General features: G+C 73.0%; 12 protein-coding genes. 9 read left to right on the forward strand and 3 right to left on the reverse strand.

Features of this window, described 5'->3' with window-relative positions:
* Positions 1–4 precede the first annotated feature (4 nt).
* The 3 genes from ACPXB1_RS05640 (at position 5) to ACPXB1_RS05650 (ending at position 3,589) form a co-directional block, all read left to right on the forward strand.
* Complete coding sequence (locus tag ACPXB1_RS05640; protein ID WP_355591116.1) at positions 5–1,519, forward strand: S1C family serine protease; 1,515 nt, start codon at positions 5–7, stop codon at positions 1,517–1,519.
* Between the two features lie 176 nt (positions 1,520–1,695).
* On the forward strand, positions 1,696–2,367 hold the full coding sequence (locus tag ACPXB1_RS05645) for a BON domain-containing protein (RefSeq protein WP_355591119.1): 672 nt from the start codon (positions 1,696–1,698) through the stop codon (positions 2,365–2,367).
* Between the two features lie 166 nt (positions 2,368–2,533).
* Positions 2,534–3,589 carry a glycosyltransferase family 4 protein gene (locus ACPXB1_RS05650; RefSeq protein WP_355631042.1) on the forward strand — a complete coding sequence of 352 codons (1,056 nt, stop codon included), beginning with the start codon at positions 2,534–2,536 and terminating at the stop codon, positions 3,587–3,589.
* 44 nt (positions 3,590–3,633) lie between these two features.
* Here ACPXB1_RS05650 and ACPXB1_RS05655 read toward each other — a convergent pair whose 3' ends face one another.
* Entirely contained in the window at positions 3,634–5,208 is a 1,575-nt protein-coding gene (locus ACPXB1_RS05655; RefSeq protein ID WP_355631033.1) for a serine/threonine-protein kinase, read from the reverse strand.
* Between the two features lie 166 nt (positions 5,209–5,374).
* Between ACPXB1_RS05655 and ACPXB1_RS05660 the strand changes: the two genes are divergently transcribed.
* The 6 genes from ACPXB1_RS05660 (at position 5,375) to ACPXB1_RS05685 (ending at position 13,895) form a co-directional block, all read left to right on the forward strand.
* A complete protein-coding gene (locus tag ACPXB1_RS05660; RefSeq protein ID WP_355631030.1) occupies positions 5,375–6,208 on the forward strand; it encodes a patatin-like phospholipase family protein in 834 nt (277 codons plus the stop codon).
* Positions 6,208–7,224, forward strand: coding sequence for a 1-acyl-sn-glycerol-3-phosphate acyltransferase (locus tag ACPXB1_RS05665; protein WP_355631027.1), 1,017 nt, complete (start codon positions 6,208–6,210; stop codon positions 7,222–7,224). Before ACPXB1_RS05660 ends, ACPXB1_RS05665 begins: the two co-directional genes overlap by 1 nt.
* Before the next feature lie 9 nt (positions 7,225–7,233).
* Positions 7,234–7,554 (forward strand): divalent-cation tolerance protein CutA, encoded by a 321-nt coding sequence (gene cutA, locus ACPXB1_RS05670; protein ID WP_355631024.1) that lies wholly within the window; start codon positions 7,234–7,236, stop codon positions 7,552–7,554.
* A 132-nt stretch (positions 7,555–7,686) separates the two neighbouring features.
* Entirely contained in the window at positions 7,687–11,385 is a 3,699-nt protein-coding gene (locus ACPXB1_RS05675) for an SCO7613 C-terminal domain-containing membrane protein (protein WP_355631021.1), read from the forward strand.
* A gap of 135 nt (positions 11,386–11,520) precedes the next feature.
* Positions 11,521–12,573 carry a fatty acid desaturase family protein gene (locus tag ACPXB1_RS05680; protein WP_355591136.1) on the forward strand — a complete coding sequence of 351 codons (1,053 nt, stop codon included), beginning with the start codon at positions 11,521–11,523 and terminating at the stop codon, positions 12,571–12,573.
* Positions 12,574–12,740: 167 nt separating this feature from the next.
* A complete protein-coding gene (locus ACPXB1_RS05685) occupies positions 12,741–13,895 on the forward strand; it encodes an FHA domain-containing protein (protein ID WP_355591139.1) in 1,155 nt (384 codons plus the stop codon).
* 54 nt (positions 13,896–13,949) lie between these two features.
* On the opposite strand, the gene rocD is transcribed toward ACPXB1_RS05685, so the two are convergent.
* Positions 13,950–15,164: an ornithine--oxo-acid transaminase gene (gene rocD / locus ACPXB1_RS05690; RefSeq protein WP_355591423.1), complete on the reverse strand. Its 1,215-nt coding sequence runs from the start codon at positions 15,162–15,164 to the stop codon at positions 13,950–13,952.
* The gene (gene ddaH / locus ACPXB1_RS05695) at positions 15,164–15,979 is read right to left on the reverse strand and encodes a dimethylargininase (RefSeq protein ID WP_355591426.1); all 816 of its coding nucleotides are present in this window, start codon (positions 15,977–15,979) and stop codon (positions 15,164–15,166) included. Before ddaH ends, rocD begins: the two co-directional genes overlap by 1 nt.
* Positions 15,980–16,076 lie beyond the last annotated feature (97 nt).

The raw sequence follows: 16,076 nt of genomic DNA on the forward strand, positions 1-16,076 counted from the left end.
TCCCATGACCGAGTTCGAGTCCGACCCGCAGCGGCGGCCGGCACCCACCGACGCCGAGCCGTCGCACCCCACTGCCGAGCTGCCGCGCGACGAACGCGCGCAGACCGACTCCCCGACCACGCCCGTCCAGGTCGTCTCGACCGACGAGGGTGCGCACCCCACCGCCGGTCCCGACGCGCCGGCCCCCTCCAGCGGGTACGCCGGCCAGCCGACCGGCTACGAGCCCCCGACGAGCACCCCCTCCGCCGCGCCGTACCCGGTCTCCGGGCACCCCACACACGGCCAACCCGGCTATCCGCAGCAGTACCCGGGCGCGCCCTGGTACGCGGGTCAGCAGTCCGGCTGGACCGGCGGGGGTCAGCCGGGCATGGCCTACCAGCAGCACGCCCAGCACCAGCAGCACCCCGGGCAGCCGATGCCTCCGTGGGGTCCGCAGGCCACGCCGCCCGGCACCGGGCCACGGCCGAGCCGGATCGCCAAGTTCGCAGGTGCCGGCGTCGCGGTGTTCGCCCTCATGCTCGGCTCCGGTGTGGCCGGCGGCGCGCTCGCGCTGGCCCTCGACGGCGACAACGGCATCACCCGCACCTACACGGCGGCCCCGGTGCTCAACAGCGCCGACCTGCCGAAGATCGCCGCCGCCGTTCAGGACAGCGTCGTCTCCATCGCCACCAACAGTGGTGAGGGCTCCGGCGTGGTGCTCAGCGCCGACGGCTACGTGCTCACCAACAACCACGTGGTCGCCTCCGCCGCAGGCGACTCGGTGCAGGTGGTCTTCGCCGACGGCAAGAACGCCCGGGCGAAGATCGTCGGCACGGACCCGAAGACCGACCTGGCCGTGGTGAAGGCCGACGGCGTGAGTGACCTCAAGCCGGCCACCTTCGGCGACAGTGACGCCATGCAGGTCGGCGACCAGGTGCTCGCCCTGGGCAGCCCGCTCGGGTTGCAGGGCTCGGTGACAGCGGGCATCGTCAGCGCCCGGGACCGCACCATCCGGGCCGGCGACAACAACCAGCCCCAGGACCCGAACCAGCAGAGCCAGGGGGCCAGCTCGATCTCCGGCCTGCTGCAGACCGACGCCCCGATCAACCCCGGCAACTCCGGTGGCGCGCTCGTCAACACCCGGGGCGAGGTGATCGGCGTCAACACCGCAATCGCCACCTCCGGCCAGAGCACGGGCAACATCGGCGTCGGCTTCGCCATCCCGAGCAACAAGGCCAAGGACGTCGCGGGCAAGCTCCAGCGCGGCGAGAAGGTAAGCCACCCGTCCCTCGGGGTGGGTGTCAACCAGGCCGAGGGCGGCGGCGCGCTCATCGCGTCGGTCACGCCGGGCAGCCCGGCAGAGAAGGCCGGCCTCCAGCGCGGCGACGTCGTCACCCGCTTCGGCGACAAGCCGGTGAACGACTCCGACGACCTGGTCGGCGCGGTGCAGGCCGGCAAGGTCGGCGACCGGGTCGAGGTGCAGTTCAAGCGCAACGGCGCCGAGAAGTCGGCAACAGTGACGCTCGCCGAGACGTCCTGACCGATAACCGATACCTGCCTCCCTCCGGCGGCGGGTGGCGGAGCCAAGGGGGTTGGCTCCGTCACCCGCCGCTTTTTTCGACTGTGCGCGGCGGTTCACCCGGATCGGGTGAACCGCCGTCACCCGTTGGCCCGGCACGTTCGGCAGGCGAACCGGCGACCGTACGGGGGTGTGACGTGAGCGCTGTGGTGGTTGTCCGCGACGATCAGCGGATCCAGCGCGATGTCCTGGCCGAACTGGCCTGGGATCCGCAGTTGCAACCGAACGAGATAGGCGTGACCGTCGACCGGGGCGTCGTGACCCTTACCGGATACGTGGACGGCGCCGCGCGGGGATGGGCGGCGGTCCGCAGCGCGCGGCGCGTACGTGGTGTGCGGGCGGTTGCCGACACCATCGAGGTACGCCTGCCGGGGACTCCGGGGCGTACCGACGCCGACCTGGCCCTCGCCGCCTCGCGGGCGCTGGAGTGGGACAGCTTCGTGCCTGCCGAACGGCTCGACGTGACAGTGGCGAACGGTTGGCTGATGCTGCGCGGCGAGGTCGAATTCGGGTGGCAGCGTCGTGCCGCAGAAGGTGAGGTACGCCGTCTGGACGGCGTACGCGGCATCACGAACCTCATCGAGGTGCGACCGTCCACGCCGACGGACGCTGAACGGTTGCGCCGGGACGTCCAGTGGGCGCTGGCGCGGACTCTTGGCGCCGAGCGGGTGACGGTTGACGTCGACGGCGAGACGCTGGTCCTCGCCGGGGTGGTCCGCTCCTGGTGGGAACGGGACCAGGTCGAGCGGGTGGCCTGGTCCGCGCCGGGGGTGCGGGTCGTCCACGACCAGCTTCTGGTGGGCGGGTGAGCGTCCGTCTTGTCCGGTTTACCGGTGACGCCAGGGGGAAACCGCCGCGCACGCGCACCTCACGGTGGCGTGCCACCCGCACCGGGGGATCAACGGGGGAGGACTCGTGGTCGTGAACCACCCGCCTGCCGACCGCCGCTCGCCGCAGCGGTCGTTGCGCATCGCGATGGTGGTTCCGCCGTGGCTGTCGGTGCCGCCACCCGGCTACGGGGGCCTGGAGCAGGTGGTCGCCGGCCTGGTGGACGCGCTGGCAGCGCACGGGCACGCGGTGACCCTGTTCGGTGCCGGCGAGCAGCACGGCACCGACGCCGACGGCTTCGTCTCCACTGTCGCGGAGGTCCAGTACGAGCGGCTCGGCGAGTCGTTGCCCGAGTTGGCGCACCTGGCCCGGATCAAACGCATGATCACCCCCTCCGATTTCGACGTGATCCACGACCACACGACGATCGGCCCGCTGGTGGCCGGCCGCCGCGCCGTACCGACAGTCGCGACAGTGCACGGCAACCCGGTGGGGGAGTACGGCGACGTGCTCGGCGACGTCGACGAGGGCGCGGCGCTGGTGGCCATCTCGCACGCCCAACGCCGGCTCAACTCGACACTGCCCTGGGCCGGCACCGTGCACAACGCGCTGGACCTGCGCGGTTTTCCGCGGAAGACCGAGCCCGGCCCCGGGCCGGTGCTGTGGCTGGCCCGGTTCAGCCCGGACAAGGGCCCGGACGTGGCCATCCGAGCCTGCCGGGAGGCCGGGCTGCCGTTGCTGCTGGCGGGCAAGTGCAACGAGCCGGCCGAGCGCCGCTACTACGAGCAGGTCGTCGCGCCACTTCTCGACGAGGACGTGACAGTGGTGCTCAACGCCGACCGGGCCGAGACACTGCGGATGCTCGTCGACGCCCGCTGCCTGATCATGCCGATCCAGTGGGACGAGCCGTTCGGCATGGTGATGCTGGAGGCCATGGCGACCGGTACGCCGGTGGTGGCCCTCGACCGCGGCGCGGTGCCCGAACTGGTGCGGCCCGGTCTGACCGGGCTGGTCTGCCAGCGGCCCGACGAACTATCCGCCGCGCTGCGGGCGTCGGTCGAGCTGAACCCGGCGGACTGCGTGGCGCACGTCGCGGAGAACTTCTCGGTCGAGCGGATGGCGTACGGCTACGAGGACATCTACCGGCGCTTCGCCATCGGCAGGCCCGAGGTCCGCGAGACGGCCCCGGTCGCGGCCCGCTGAACAGCCCGGTCGCCGCAAGCGGGCCGGTGGAGCGGACGCGCGGATCAGACCCGGGCGGCGCCCAGTTCGACGATGGCGGCGTCGAGCCGCTGCGCGTACGCCGGACTGATCCCGCCCTCACCCAGCCGGACCGCTACCTTCTCGCGCAGCCGGGCCACCGGCGGGGCCAGTTCGTCCCGGCCGGACCCGACAGCGGCGGTCAGGTTGCGCAGCTCGTTGCGCAGGTCGAGGCCGACGTCGGCGCGGATCTCCCCGTCGCTGAGCCCGGCCTCGATGAGGCCCTCGACCCGGTTGGCGGCCTGGCCGAGAGTGCCCGGCGTCGACGTGGGAGCTCCGGTAGGCAGCGGCGCCGACGGTGACACGCTCGGCAGTGACGGCTCGGCGACCGGCGGATCGGTAGGTGGGTCGGTGGGCGCGGGCGCCACCGGGCCGGTCGAGGGCTGGGCTTGACGGTCCGGCTGTCCGTCGGGCAGCAGGGCCGCGCCGACAAGTGCCAGAGCGACCACCAGGACCACCGGGATCAGCAGCAGCACCACGCGGCTGCGTGAACGCCGGGGCCGCCCGCCTGCCGAAACCGCCTCGCCCGCCGTCGGCCCGGCCTCGATCACCGCAGCCTGCTCGGACTGCCCCGCCGTCTGCCCGACGGTCGGATGGGTCGCCTGCCCGAACGTCGCACCGGTCGCCGGCAGGGCCTGCCCGAACATCGGATCGGTCGCCGGCAGGGCCAAGGTGGGCGGTGGCGGGGCCGGCACGGGCACCCGGATGGTCGCTGTCGGTGGATCGGCCGGCAGCAGGTGGCCGCGCAGCACCGTCGCCACCTGCCGGGCCGTCGGCCGGTCGGCCGGGTCCAGCGAGAGGCTGCGCAGGCAGATCCGGGTCACCGGCTCGGGCAGCTCCGGCAGCTCGGCAAACGTCGGTGGCGGGCCGCTGGCCAGCGCGTCGCTGAGCTGCTCCCAGGTGTCCGCCGGGTACGGCACCCGGCCGGTGAGCGCCTCGTGCAGCAGGACGCCGAGCGAGTAGACGTCGGTGGCCGGCTGTGCGGGAGCGCCGTCGAGCCGCTCCGGGGCCACGTACGCAGGGGTGCCGAAGGTGCCGCCGTCCTCGTCCTCGTCCGGCGCGCCGATGCGGGTCGCGATGCCGAAGTCGAGCACCTTGACGCCCATCCCGGTCATCATGACGTTTGCCGGTGTGATGTCCCGGTGCACGATGCCGAGCCGGTGTGCGGCGGCCAGCGCGTCCGCGACCTGTGCGCCGACCTCGACCGCCTCGGGCCACGGCAGCGGCCCCTCGGTGAGCCGCAGCTCCAGTTCCTCGCCGCTGAGCAGCTCCATCACCACGAACGAGGTGATCGACCCGTCCGGGTCGACAGTCTCGCCGTAGTCGTGCACCGATGTCACGTGCGGGTGCACCAACTGGGCGGCGGCCCGGGCTTCCTCCCGCACCATGTCCCGGAACCGCGCGTCCGCAGCCAGCGACGGCGCGAGCACCTTGAGCGCCACGACCCGGTCGAGCACCTCGTCCCGGGCACGCCAGATGACCGACATGCCGCCCGCACCGATCTGGTCGATGAGCCGGTACCTGCGGGCCAGCAATCGGCCCGGCTGGAGTGCTGCGTTCACTGATCGCACCTGCCCTCGGGGGTGGGAGCGGTATCAGGTTGCGCGAATGTGTCGTGCCTGTCAACGCCGATCACCTCAACCGTCGGTGGGTGGAACCCGCCCTGCGCCGGCCATCCTGCGATGGTGCCCCGTCGGCGGGAGGCGGGCCCGTGCCAGGATGAGAGACATGGCAGGGGGACCGGTGGCGTTCGTCCTCGGCGGCGGCGGAGTCCTCGGCGCGGTCGAGGTGGGCATGCTGCGTGCCCTGTTCCGAGCCGGTATCCAACCCGACATCGTGCTCGGCACCTCGATCGGCGCGGTGAACGGCGCGCTGGTCGCCGCCGACCCGTCGGAGGGGGTGACCGACCGGCTGGTCCGGCTCTGGGCGTCACCCGAGGCCAGCGAGGTGTACGGCGACTCGGTCGCCAGGCAACTGCGCCGCTTCGCCGCCCGCACCCACCTGCACTCGCCCCGGCCGCTGCGCCGGTTGCTGGAGTCCGAGTTGGGATCCGACACCACATTCGCCGACCTGCGGGTGCCGTTCCGCTGCTGTGCCGCCCACATCGAGCGGGCCGCCGAGCACTGGTTCACCACTGGCCCGGTGGTGCCGGCCGTCCTGGCGTCCGCCTCGGTGCCAGGGCTGCTCCCACCCACCGAGATCGACGGTGCGCACTACGTGGACGGTGGCATCGTCAACTCCATCCCCATCGGCGAGGCGGTGGCCGTCGGCGCGAGCCAGATCTTCGTCCTCCAGGTGGGGCGGATCGAGCGGGACCTGACGCCGCCCCGGCGGCCCTGGGAGATCGCGCAGGTAGCGTTCGAGATCTCCCGCAGGCACCGCTTCTTCCGGGAGATGGCCGCGCTACCCGAGGGGGTCGAGGTGCACGTCCTGCCGACCGGTGGTCTCGACCCACGTGACGACACACCGTGGGCGTACCGGGACATGGCGGCGGTGGGACGGCGGATAAGTCGGGCGTACACCGCGTCACGCCGGTATCTCGCCGCCAACGTGGAGCGGTGATGCCGCTGCCTCCGAGGTGGCTACGCCGGTTGTTGATCGCCCCCGCTGTCGTTCTGCTCGCTATAACCGTGGTGACCACGCTGCCGGTCTGGGCGCTGCTCGCCATCGCCGCTTCACCGCTGGTCCCGGGCCGGCTGCGCCCGCTGCGACTGCTCTGGATCGGTTGCGTCTACCTGGTCTGGGACGCCGCCGCGCTGCTTGCGCTCTTCATTCTGTGGGTCGTCTCGGGCTGCGGTTGGCGCACCCGCTCGCCGGCGTTCCAGCGCGCGCACTACGTGCTTGCCGGTTGGTTCCTGCGGGTGCTGTTCTGGCAGGCCCGCTGGGCGTTGCGGCTCAGCATCGACGTGGTCGGCACCGATCCCGACACCGCGCTGCCCGGCCGGCCCGAGGTGGTGCTGTGCCGGCACGCAGGGCCGGGCGACTCGTTCATCCTGATCCACGCTCTGGTCAACTGGTTCGCCCGGGAGCCGCGGATCGTGCTCAAGGACAGCCTCCAGTGGGACCCGGCGATCGACGTGCTGCTCAACCGCCTGCCCAGCCGGTTCATCGCGCCCACGCCGGAGCGGGGCGAGGAGACCGTACGCCAGGTCGGGCACCTGGCCGCCGGCCTCGACGACGACGACGCCTTCGTGATCTTCCCGGAGGGCGGCAACTTCACACCGAAGCGGCGGCTGCGCGCCATCGCCCGGCTGCGCTCCCTCGGCCTGGAGCGGATGGCGCAGCGCGCCGAACGGATGCGCCACGTGCTCGCCCCGCAGCCCGGAGGGATGCTCGCGGCGCTGGATGCCGCCCCGGACGCCGGGGTCATCTTCGTCGCCCACACCGGCCTGGACCGGATGCTCACCGTCGCCGACGTGTGGCGGGAACTGCCCATGGACAAGCGGATCGTCATGCGGTTCTGGTCGGTGCCGCCGGAGGAGGTGCCGACCGGCCGCCAGCAGCGCATCGACTGGCTCTATGACTGGTGGGCGCAGATTGACACCTGGATCGCGGCCAATCGGGACGGCCCCGCGTAGGGTGCGCTCGTGGACCATATCTGCGTGGTGACGACGGTTGTGGATGCGCGTTCGGTCGCCGACGTGCTGGCGGCCGCAGCCGTCGCGGGACGGCTCGCCGCCTGCGCTCAGGTAGGCGGTCAGGTGGACAGCACCTACTGGTGGCGTTCTGGTGTGGACACCAGCACCGAGTGGTCCGTGCAGTTCAAGACCGCGCCGGACCGGCTCGCCGCGCTAGTGGAACAGATCCGCGCCAGCCACCCGTACGAGGTGCCGGAGATCCTGGTGTCCAGAGTGGAGAGCGGCCACCCCGGTTACGCCACGTGGGTGCACGAGCACACGCGGCCCTGACGTCGGGAGTTTCAGCCGCCAGGCCGCCCCGCCGTACATGAACGTCCAGGGCAGCCCACTTATCAGTTCGGAAACGCTCACCTAGGTACGCGCACTCTGGGCAGTCTTCGATCTTGCCTGGATGATGGCCGGGTGGACGACACCCGCTACCCCTGCCCCGCCTGCGGTGCCTCGGCTGATCTGAAGGCCGGCTGCGCCGGCTGCCGCCGCCCACCCGACCCGCTCGCGGCCGAGGTGGTCCGACTCGGGCGGGAGGTCGCCCGGCTGGAGCCGGAGGTGGAGCGGGCTCGCCGGACGTACACCGAGTTGGCCGGACAGCTGACGGCGGCCACGCGGCGACGGGCCGAGCTGGCGGCGGTCGTCCGCGCGGCGCACCCGGTCATGCCGGCACCGCAGGTCGCTCGAGCGCCGCTGGTCATGCCGGTGCCGCAGGTTGCGCCAGGCCCGCAGGCGGTGCCGGGGCGCCTCTTCACCCCGGCGCCGGTGGTCCCGACGGGTTCTCCGCCGCGCGCGGCGGAGACCTCGACCCGGACGGTGCAGGGTCTGCTGTTCGTCCTGGGTGGACTCCTGCTCGGCACGGCGGCGGTGGTTTTCACGGCCGTGGCGTGGGCGTCGGTGGGGGTCGCTGGTCGGGCGCTGATCCTCGCCGCGGTAACCGCGCTCACGCTTGCCGCCCCGCTGGTGGCGGTCCGTCGAGGTCTGCGGGGCACAGCGGAGACGTTCGCCGCGGTGGGGTTGCTCCTCGTGCTGCTCGACGGGTACGCGGCCTGGTCGGTGAACCTGGGCGGGGTGACCGACTGGCCGGGCACCCGGTACGCCGCGCTGGTCGGGGGGGCCAGCGCGGCGATCGCCGTGGGGTACGCCCGGTTGAGCGGGTTGACCGGGCCGTGGTTCGCCGCGCTGTTGGCAGCCCAACCGGTGCTGCCGTTGCTCGCCGCGGGGACCGATTTCGGTGCGACCGGCTGGACGCTGGTCCTGCTCGGGGTGGCGCTGCTGAACCTGGCGGTGCTCTACGCGCTGCGTAACGGGCCCGGTTCGGCCCGGTTCGCCGGCCAGATCGTTGCCGGCGTCGGCCAGATCCTCGCGCTGTTCGGCGCCGCAGCCTGCGCCCTGGTGCCGCTGCTGTACGGCCAGGCGTTCGACTCGCCGCTGCTGGCCGGGGCGCCGCTTCTGCTGGTCGCGCTGACCGGGCTCGGAACGGCCTGGCTGATTGGTGGCCCGATGCTGCGGACCATGGCCGCAGGGCTGCTGGTGCCGGTGCTCGCGGCCGCACTGGTGCGCCCGGTGGGCGAACTGCGGCCGTCGCTGCTGCTGTTCGCCGCGGCGATGGTGACACTCGGCCTGGCCGGTGCGGTGCGGCTGCTGCCGGCCGGCTGGCAGACCGGCCCGCGCGTCGGGGCGCTCCTGGTCGCGGTAGGCGCGGCGCAGGTCGCGCTGGTGATCACCTCCACGTTGGCGTTCACAAGCGCCGCCCGGTCGCTGCCGCCGTGGGATGGGGCTGCTCTCGGACCGGACCTGGCCTGGGGCTGGCAGGTCGCTCCCGCCGTGGCGTTGACGTTCGGCGCGGCGGCGCTACTGCTGCCCCGCAGCGTGTGGGGGGTGCTCGCGTCGGCCGGCGGGGTGGCGGTGCTGCTCGCCGTACCCATCGCCTGGACGGCGTCGTGGCCGGCGGTGGTCGCCGTGGACCTGGCGGGCGGGGTCGTGCTGCTGCTCGCCGCGCTGGTCCGTCCGTCGACCCGCCCGGCCATCCTGCTGAGCTGGGCTTTCGGCGGTGCTGTTCTGCTCGCCCACGCGCTGCTGGTGGCGCTGGCCGCCCCGGTCGGGTTCCTGGTGGTGCTCGGCACCGTGGCGGTGCTCGGTGTGGCGCTGACGGTGCGCCGTGCCGTCGGGCCGTACCGGTGGGTTGCGGGTGTCGGTCTGGCTGTCGCGCAGGTCGCGCTGCCCGGCATCGCCGTGGTGGCGTTGTTCGCGGCGGGCGTAGCGCCCTGGTGGCAGGCCCGCGCCGCGCTGGCGACCGCCGGGCTGGCGCTGGCCGGGGTGCTCCTGGTGCGTCGCCACCGGGAGAACCTGACCGGGTACGCGGTTGGCGGCGCCACTCTCGTGGCGGCCGTATCCGGGCTCGCGCCGATCGTCGTGGTGCGCGACGAGCCCGTGACGTTGTACGCCGCGCTGGCGTCGCTCGGCGTCGCGTTCGTCGCCCGGTGGGACCTGTCGACTACCGGTGCCGAGCCGGCCGGTTCGGGGGAGCAGCCGGCAGCCGGCGACACGTCGGGCCCTCAGCCGGTGATCGGTGGACCGTCGGCGGTCGGGGGATCGCAGGCAATCGGGGGACCGCCGACGGTCGGAGGGCCGCCGGTGGTCGGCCTGCCGGGGGCGCTGAACGCGGTGGCGGGTGTGGTGCTGGCGGGGGTCGCCGTGCTGGCGGCGCTGCCGACGGTGCTGAGCGCGCTCGTGAGGCCGTACGACGGGTGGGGGAAGTTCTGGTCCGGTGTGCCGACCGTCGTCGCCGAACCGGAGCGGTTCCCCGCCGGGCTGGCGCTGGTGGCGGTGGCGCTCGTCGCCGTCCTGCTCGGTCGAGAGGTGCGCCCGCCGTGGCTGCCCGCGCTGCCGTTCGCCGCTGCCGCGCTGCCGGTGCTGCTCGTGGCGGCGGGCGCACCCTGGCCCGTGCTGCCGGCCGCGATGCTGCTCTCCGGAGTGGCCACGCTTGTGTACGCCGCCCTGGCCGCACCTCGGCCGGCGCTCGCGCCGATCGCCGTACCGGTGGGGGCGGTGCTTGTCGCGGTCGGGCTGGCGGGGCTCGTGGCCAACCGGGCGGGCACGCTCGCCGCAGAGGGCGTGCTGCTCGTGGCGGCGGTGGTCGTCGCCGTCGCGGCGCGGGCTACCGGGGTGCGGGTCACCGGTTGCCTCGCGGCGATCGGGGCCGCGTGTGCGCTTGCGGTGACCGCTCCGCTTGCTGACGGGCAGCCTCTGCGCGCGGCGGCGTACCCGCTGCTGGCGGTGGCCGCGGTGGTCCTCGCCCTCGGTGCGCTTACCGCACGGCCGCGACGGGCGGGGACCGCTCCGGTGGCCGACTCGCCGCAGCCTGCGGGGAGCGCACACGCGCAGCCTGGGGTGGCCGCACAGGCGCAGCCCGCGGCGTCGGCTGTTCCGCCGTCGGAGGCACGCGCCCGGATCGGTCGGGTGTTGGACGCCGCCGCGCAGGCCGTGGCGGTGGTGGCGGCGCTGCTGACCATCGGGTCGACGCGGCACTTCCCGACCATCTGTGTGCTCTGGGGTGTGGCCGTTGCGCTGCGGCTACTGCGCCGAGGCGAGCCGGCTGGCCGGCGGTGGGCCTTCGGGGGCATCGCCGCGGTGAGCGAGTTGATCGGAGTGTGGGCGCTGCTGGAGTCCGGCGGGGTGACGGTGCTGGAGGCGTACACAGTGCCGGCCGCCGCGCTCGCCCTCGGCGCGGGCCTGCTGGCCCTGCGCACCCGGCCCGACCTGACGAGCTGGCTGGCGCTCGGCCCGGGGTTGGCCGCGGCGTTGCTGCCGAGCCTGGTGTCGGTGCTTGCCGGGTCGGACCCGCAGCCCTGGCGGCGGCTGCTTCTCGGCGCGGCGGCGCTGGGCACGGTGCTGGGCGGTGCCACCCGCCGCTGGCAGGCTCCGGTGGTGCTCGGCGGCGCGGTGCTGGCGGTCCTGGCGCTGCACGAGGTGGCCCTCAGCTGGGACCTGCTGCCCCGGTGGCTCTACCTGGGCGTGGGTGGGCTGGCGCTGATCGCGCTCGCCGCCACCTACGAGCGGCGGCGTCGCGACCTGGCACGGCTGCGCGACGCGGTGGGCCGGCTGGGCTGAGCGGGTGGGGGGTAGGGCGAGCCCTACCCCCCACCCGGGGGTTGTCAGGGTTACTCAGCGCAACTGGCTCCCGGAGACTCAACAGTGAACCCCGGGCCATCCGGTGCGGGTGTGAACCGGGAACGGGGAGCAACGATGTCGCTCGGAGCGGTGGCGGAACCGCCGGTACAACGGCGAGGCAGTGATTACGCACAGTTGTCCCGACGGATCAGTCAGGCTGGCCTGCTGGAGCGCCGCCCCGCCTCGTACGTCGCCCGGATCGTGCTCACCCTCGGTGCCTTCGTGGTCGGCTGGGTGGCCGTCTTCCTGGTCGGCGACTCCTGGTGGCAGGTGCCGCTCGCGGCCCTGCTGGCGGTGGCTACCACCCAGGTCGCGTTCCTCGGTCACGACGCAGGGCACCGGCAGATGTTCCGTCGGCGTGGTCCCAGCGAGTTTGTGGGGCTGATGGCCGGCAATCTCGCGGTCGGGCTCAGCTACGGCTGGTGGGTCGACAAGCACAACCGGCACCACGCCAACCCGAACCACGAGGACGAGGACCCGGACGTCGGCGCGGGCGCCCTGGTGTGGACGTACGACCAGGCGGCGCAGACCCGCGGGTTCGGTCGGTGGATGGCGCGGCGGCAGGCGTACTTCTTCTTCCCCATGCTGCTGCTTGAGGGCCTGAACCTGCACGTGGCGAGCATCCGGGCGATCGTCGGCCGCAACCCCGACGGCCGGTACGCCACGCCGATGCGGCACCGTGCTGTCGAAGCGGGCCTGCTTCTCGCGCACACCGCCGGATACGTGGCACTGCTGTTGGCGGTCATGTCACCGGGCAAGGCGCTGCTCTTCGCCGCCGTGCACCAGGGGCTGTGGGGCCTGTACATGGGCTGCGCGTTCGCGCCGAACCACAAGGGCATGCCGATGCCGACCGCCGAGGACGAGCTGGACTTCCTGCGTAAGCAGGTGCTGACCTCGCGCAACGTACGGGGCAGCCGGGTGGTGGACACCGCGCTGGGCGGGCTCAACTACCAGATCGAGCACCACCTGTTCCCGAACATGCCACGGGCCAACCTGCGCCGGGCCCAGCCGATCGTCCGCGCCTACTGCGCAGAGCAGGGCATCTCGTACGCCGAGACCGGGCTGATCGAGTCGTACCGGCAGGCGCTCGGCCACCTGCACGAGGTGGGCCGGCCGCTGCGCGGTTGAGCGGGTCGGCCGCTGCGCGGTTCGAGTGGGTCGGCCGCTGCGCGGTTCGAGTGGTCCCGGCCGCTGGTCGATGCCGGCGGCCGGCACCGGTAGGGTCGGCGCATGGCAGACCTGCTCACCGCACACGCGGTACGAGATGACTCGAACGAGATCAGGCGGAGTGCCTCATGAGGTTCGAGATCAGCAAGGTGCTCGATGCCATCGAAGGTCGGGTCTGCACGGACCCGTCGCTGGCGCGAGCTGTGCTCGACCTGGCCGAGGTGATCCGCTACCAGGACATCGACGGCGGCCGGCCGGCAAGCCTGCTGCGCCTCGGCATGGTCATCGACGCGCTCTCCCGCGAGTTGGAGGAGGACAGCGTCCAGGTGTACGCAGTGGTGCACCGGGCTCTGCTCTCCGACGCGGACCTCACCTCCAACGAGCGGATGGTCGTCCGCCGCTGGGCCGACGACGGCCTCGTCGAGGTGCTCGACAACCCCGGCGACCGGATGCTCGAGGTCGCCGACCTGCTCGGGTTGCCGGTGCTCAGCCGGGTCCGCTTCGACGGCCTGCGCGGCCGGTTCCCCTGGCTGGTCGAGCAGCCCGGTCGGGTGGTGGCCCCGGTGCCCGGTGCTGGTGGGCCGGTGTTCATCGCGCACGTCGGCGGCGGGCACACACCCGTTGCCGGCAAGCGCTCGCCGACCGGTGTGAAGCTGCTGGCCCGCCAGTGGCGGTGCGCGGAGTCGGGTTGCGCGCTGTTCGGCGGTGGCGGTGGGGGCGGCGCGTTCGCCGACCTGACCGGAGGGGCCGACCGCAGCCCGGCGGCGCAGCCACCGCCCGCTCTGCGCAACGGCGTGCCCACCTGCCCTCGGCACGGCGTACGGCTCGGTGACGGCGGCCCACGGCCGCGCAGCGAGGTGCTCGCGGTGCGCGTCGGTGGCCTGGTCCGGCGGCGGTTCGTGCTCACCGAGGACCAGCCGGTGGTGGCCGGCCGTGCCCCCGAGCAGGACGGCGGGATCATGCTCGGGCAGTGGCTCAACGACGAGGCGCGGCGGTGGATCAGCCGTGGTCACGTCCATTTCGAGCTGCGGGTCGGCGAGGTCATCGTGACCGACATCAGCACCAACGGTTCCGGCATCCGGCCCTCCGGCTCGATGGCCGAGTCGGACCGGATCCCGCTGGCCCCCCAGCAGTCGAGGGTGTTGGGTGAGGCCGACATGGTCGAGCTCTATCCGGGGGTGCAGATCGGTAGGGCCGAGGAACTGCCCACCGGTGCCCCGTTCACCCCCACGTCGGTGATGGCGGAGGCCCCGACGATGGCGATGCGCCTGCCCCGTCCCTGACGCGCGGAGGCGGGCGCCGGAGGTCCGACGCCCGCCTTCCGCACACGTACCGGGTCAGCTGGCCAGCACTGTGGCGAGTTGGGCCACCGCGAGGTCGATCTCCTCCTCGGTGATCACCAGCGGCGGGGCGAGCCGGATGGTGGAGCCGTGGGTGTCCTTGGCGAGCACTCCGCGCTCGGCGAGCCGCTCGCACGCCTCGCGGCCGCTCATCAGCGCCGGGTCGATGTCCAGGCCGGCCCACAGGCCGCGCACGCGTACGCCGACCAGGCCCTTGCCGACCAGGGCTTCCAGGCCGGCACGCAGCCGCTCGCCCAGCTCGGCCGAGCGGCGCTGGAACTCGCCGGTGGCAAGCAGCCGGACCACCTCGATCGCCACCGCGCACGCGAGGGGGTTGCCGCCGAAGGTGGAGCCGTGCTGGCCGGGTTTGAGGACACCGAGCACGTCGGCGTTCGCGGCCACCGCCGACACCGGCACGATGCCGCCGCCGAGCGCCTTGCCCAGCAGGTACATGTCGGGCACGACGCCCTCGTGGTCACAGGCGAAGGTCGCGCCGGTACGCCCCAGGCCGGATTGGATCTCGTCGGCGATGAAGAGCACGTTCCGCTCGGTGCAGACCTGGCGTACGCCCGGCAGGTAGCCCTCCGGCGGCACCACCACACCCTGCTCGCCCTGGATCGGCTCCAGCAGCACGGCCACCGTGTTCTCGTCGATGGCTGCGGTCAGGGCGGCCAGGTCGCCGTAGGGAACGACAGTGAACCCCGGGGTGTACGGCCCGAAGTCCGCGCGGGCGTCCTCGTCGGTGGAGAAGCTCACGATGGTGGTGGTCCGGCCGTGGAAGTTGCCCTCGGCGACCACGATGTTGGCCTGCCCGGCGGGCACGCCCTTCACCTGGTAACCCCACTTGCGGGCGACCTTGATGCCGGTCTCCACCGCCTCGGCGCCGGTGTTCATGGGCAGCACCAGGTCTTTGCCACACAGCTCGGCCAGCTCCCGGCAGAAGTCGGCGAACTGGTCGTGGATGAACGCGCGGCTGGTAAGCGTCAGCCGGTCCAGCTGGGCGTGCGCGGCGGCGATCAGCTGCGGGTGCCGGTGGCCGAAGTTGAGCGCCGAGTAGCCGGCCAGGCAGTCCAGGTAGCGGCGACCGTCCACGTCGGTGAGCCAGGCGCCCTCCGCCGACGAGATCACCACCGGCAGCGGGTGGTAGTTGTGCGCCGTCCAGCGCTCGGCGTCCCGGACCGCTCCCGGCGTACGCAAAATGTCATCCACGATCACTTGCTTGCCTTTCCCTGACGGAGTCGCAGCGTGCAGCACTTCGGTCCGCCGCCGGCCTTACGCAGCTCGGAAAGGTCGACGCCGATGGTTTCGTAGCCCCGGTCGCGCAGTGCGGCGGCCAGGTCGGTGGCCTGGACGGGCAGCACCACATGCCGGCCGTCGCTCACCGCGTTGAGCCCCAGCACCTCGGCGTCGGCCATCGTGGCGTGCACCGCGTCGGGGAAGAGACGCCGCAGCACGGCCTGGCTGCCGGGGGAGAACGCCTCGGGCAGGTACGCGACGGTCCGCTCGTCGAGCACTGTCAGCGCGGTGTCCAGGTGGTAGAAGCGCGGGTCGACCAGTTGCAGGGTGACCACCGGGTAGCCGAAGACCTCCTGCAACTGGGCGTGGGCGGCGTGCGCGGTGCGGAAGCCGGTGCCGGCCAGCAGGTGGTCACCGGCCAGCAGGATGTCGCCTTCGCCCTCGTTGACGTGCTTGGGGTCGTACACCTGGAAGCCGGCGGCCTCGAACCAGGCCCGGTAGGCGGGCGCCTCGTCGGCGCGCTGCGGGTCGCGGAACTGCACGGCCATCGCCTTGCCGTCTATCACGGTGCCGCCGTTGGCGGCGAAGACCATGTCGGGCAGGCCGGGCACCGGGGTGATCTCCTCGACGGAGTGGCCCAGGTCGCTGTAGATCTGGCGCAGCTGCTCCCACTGCCGGACGGCCAGCGCGGTGTCCACCGGTGCGTTCGGGTCCATCCAGGGGTTGATCGCGTAGTCGACGGCGAAGTACGTCGGCCGGCACATCAACAGGTGCTGGCTGGTGGCGTCCATCGTCATGGTCCTGCTCCCACGGGTCGGGCGCGCCCCGGCCACCGTGGCCCACGGGCTGGCGCCGTTGCCCAACGTTATGCGGCGTCAGCGGCAGGAT

The sequence above is a fragment of the Micromonospora sp. DT68 genome, from assembly GCF_049847245.1.
Classification (GTDB): Bacteria; Actinomycetota; Actinomycetes; order Mycobacteriales; family Micromonosporaceae; genus Micromonospora; species Micromonospora profundi.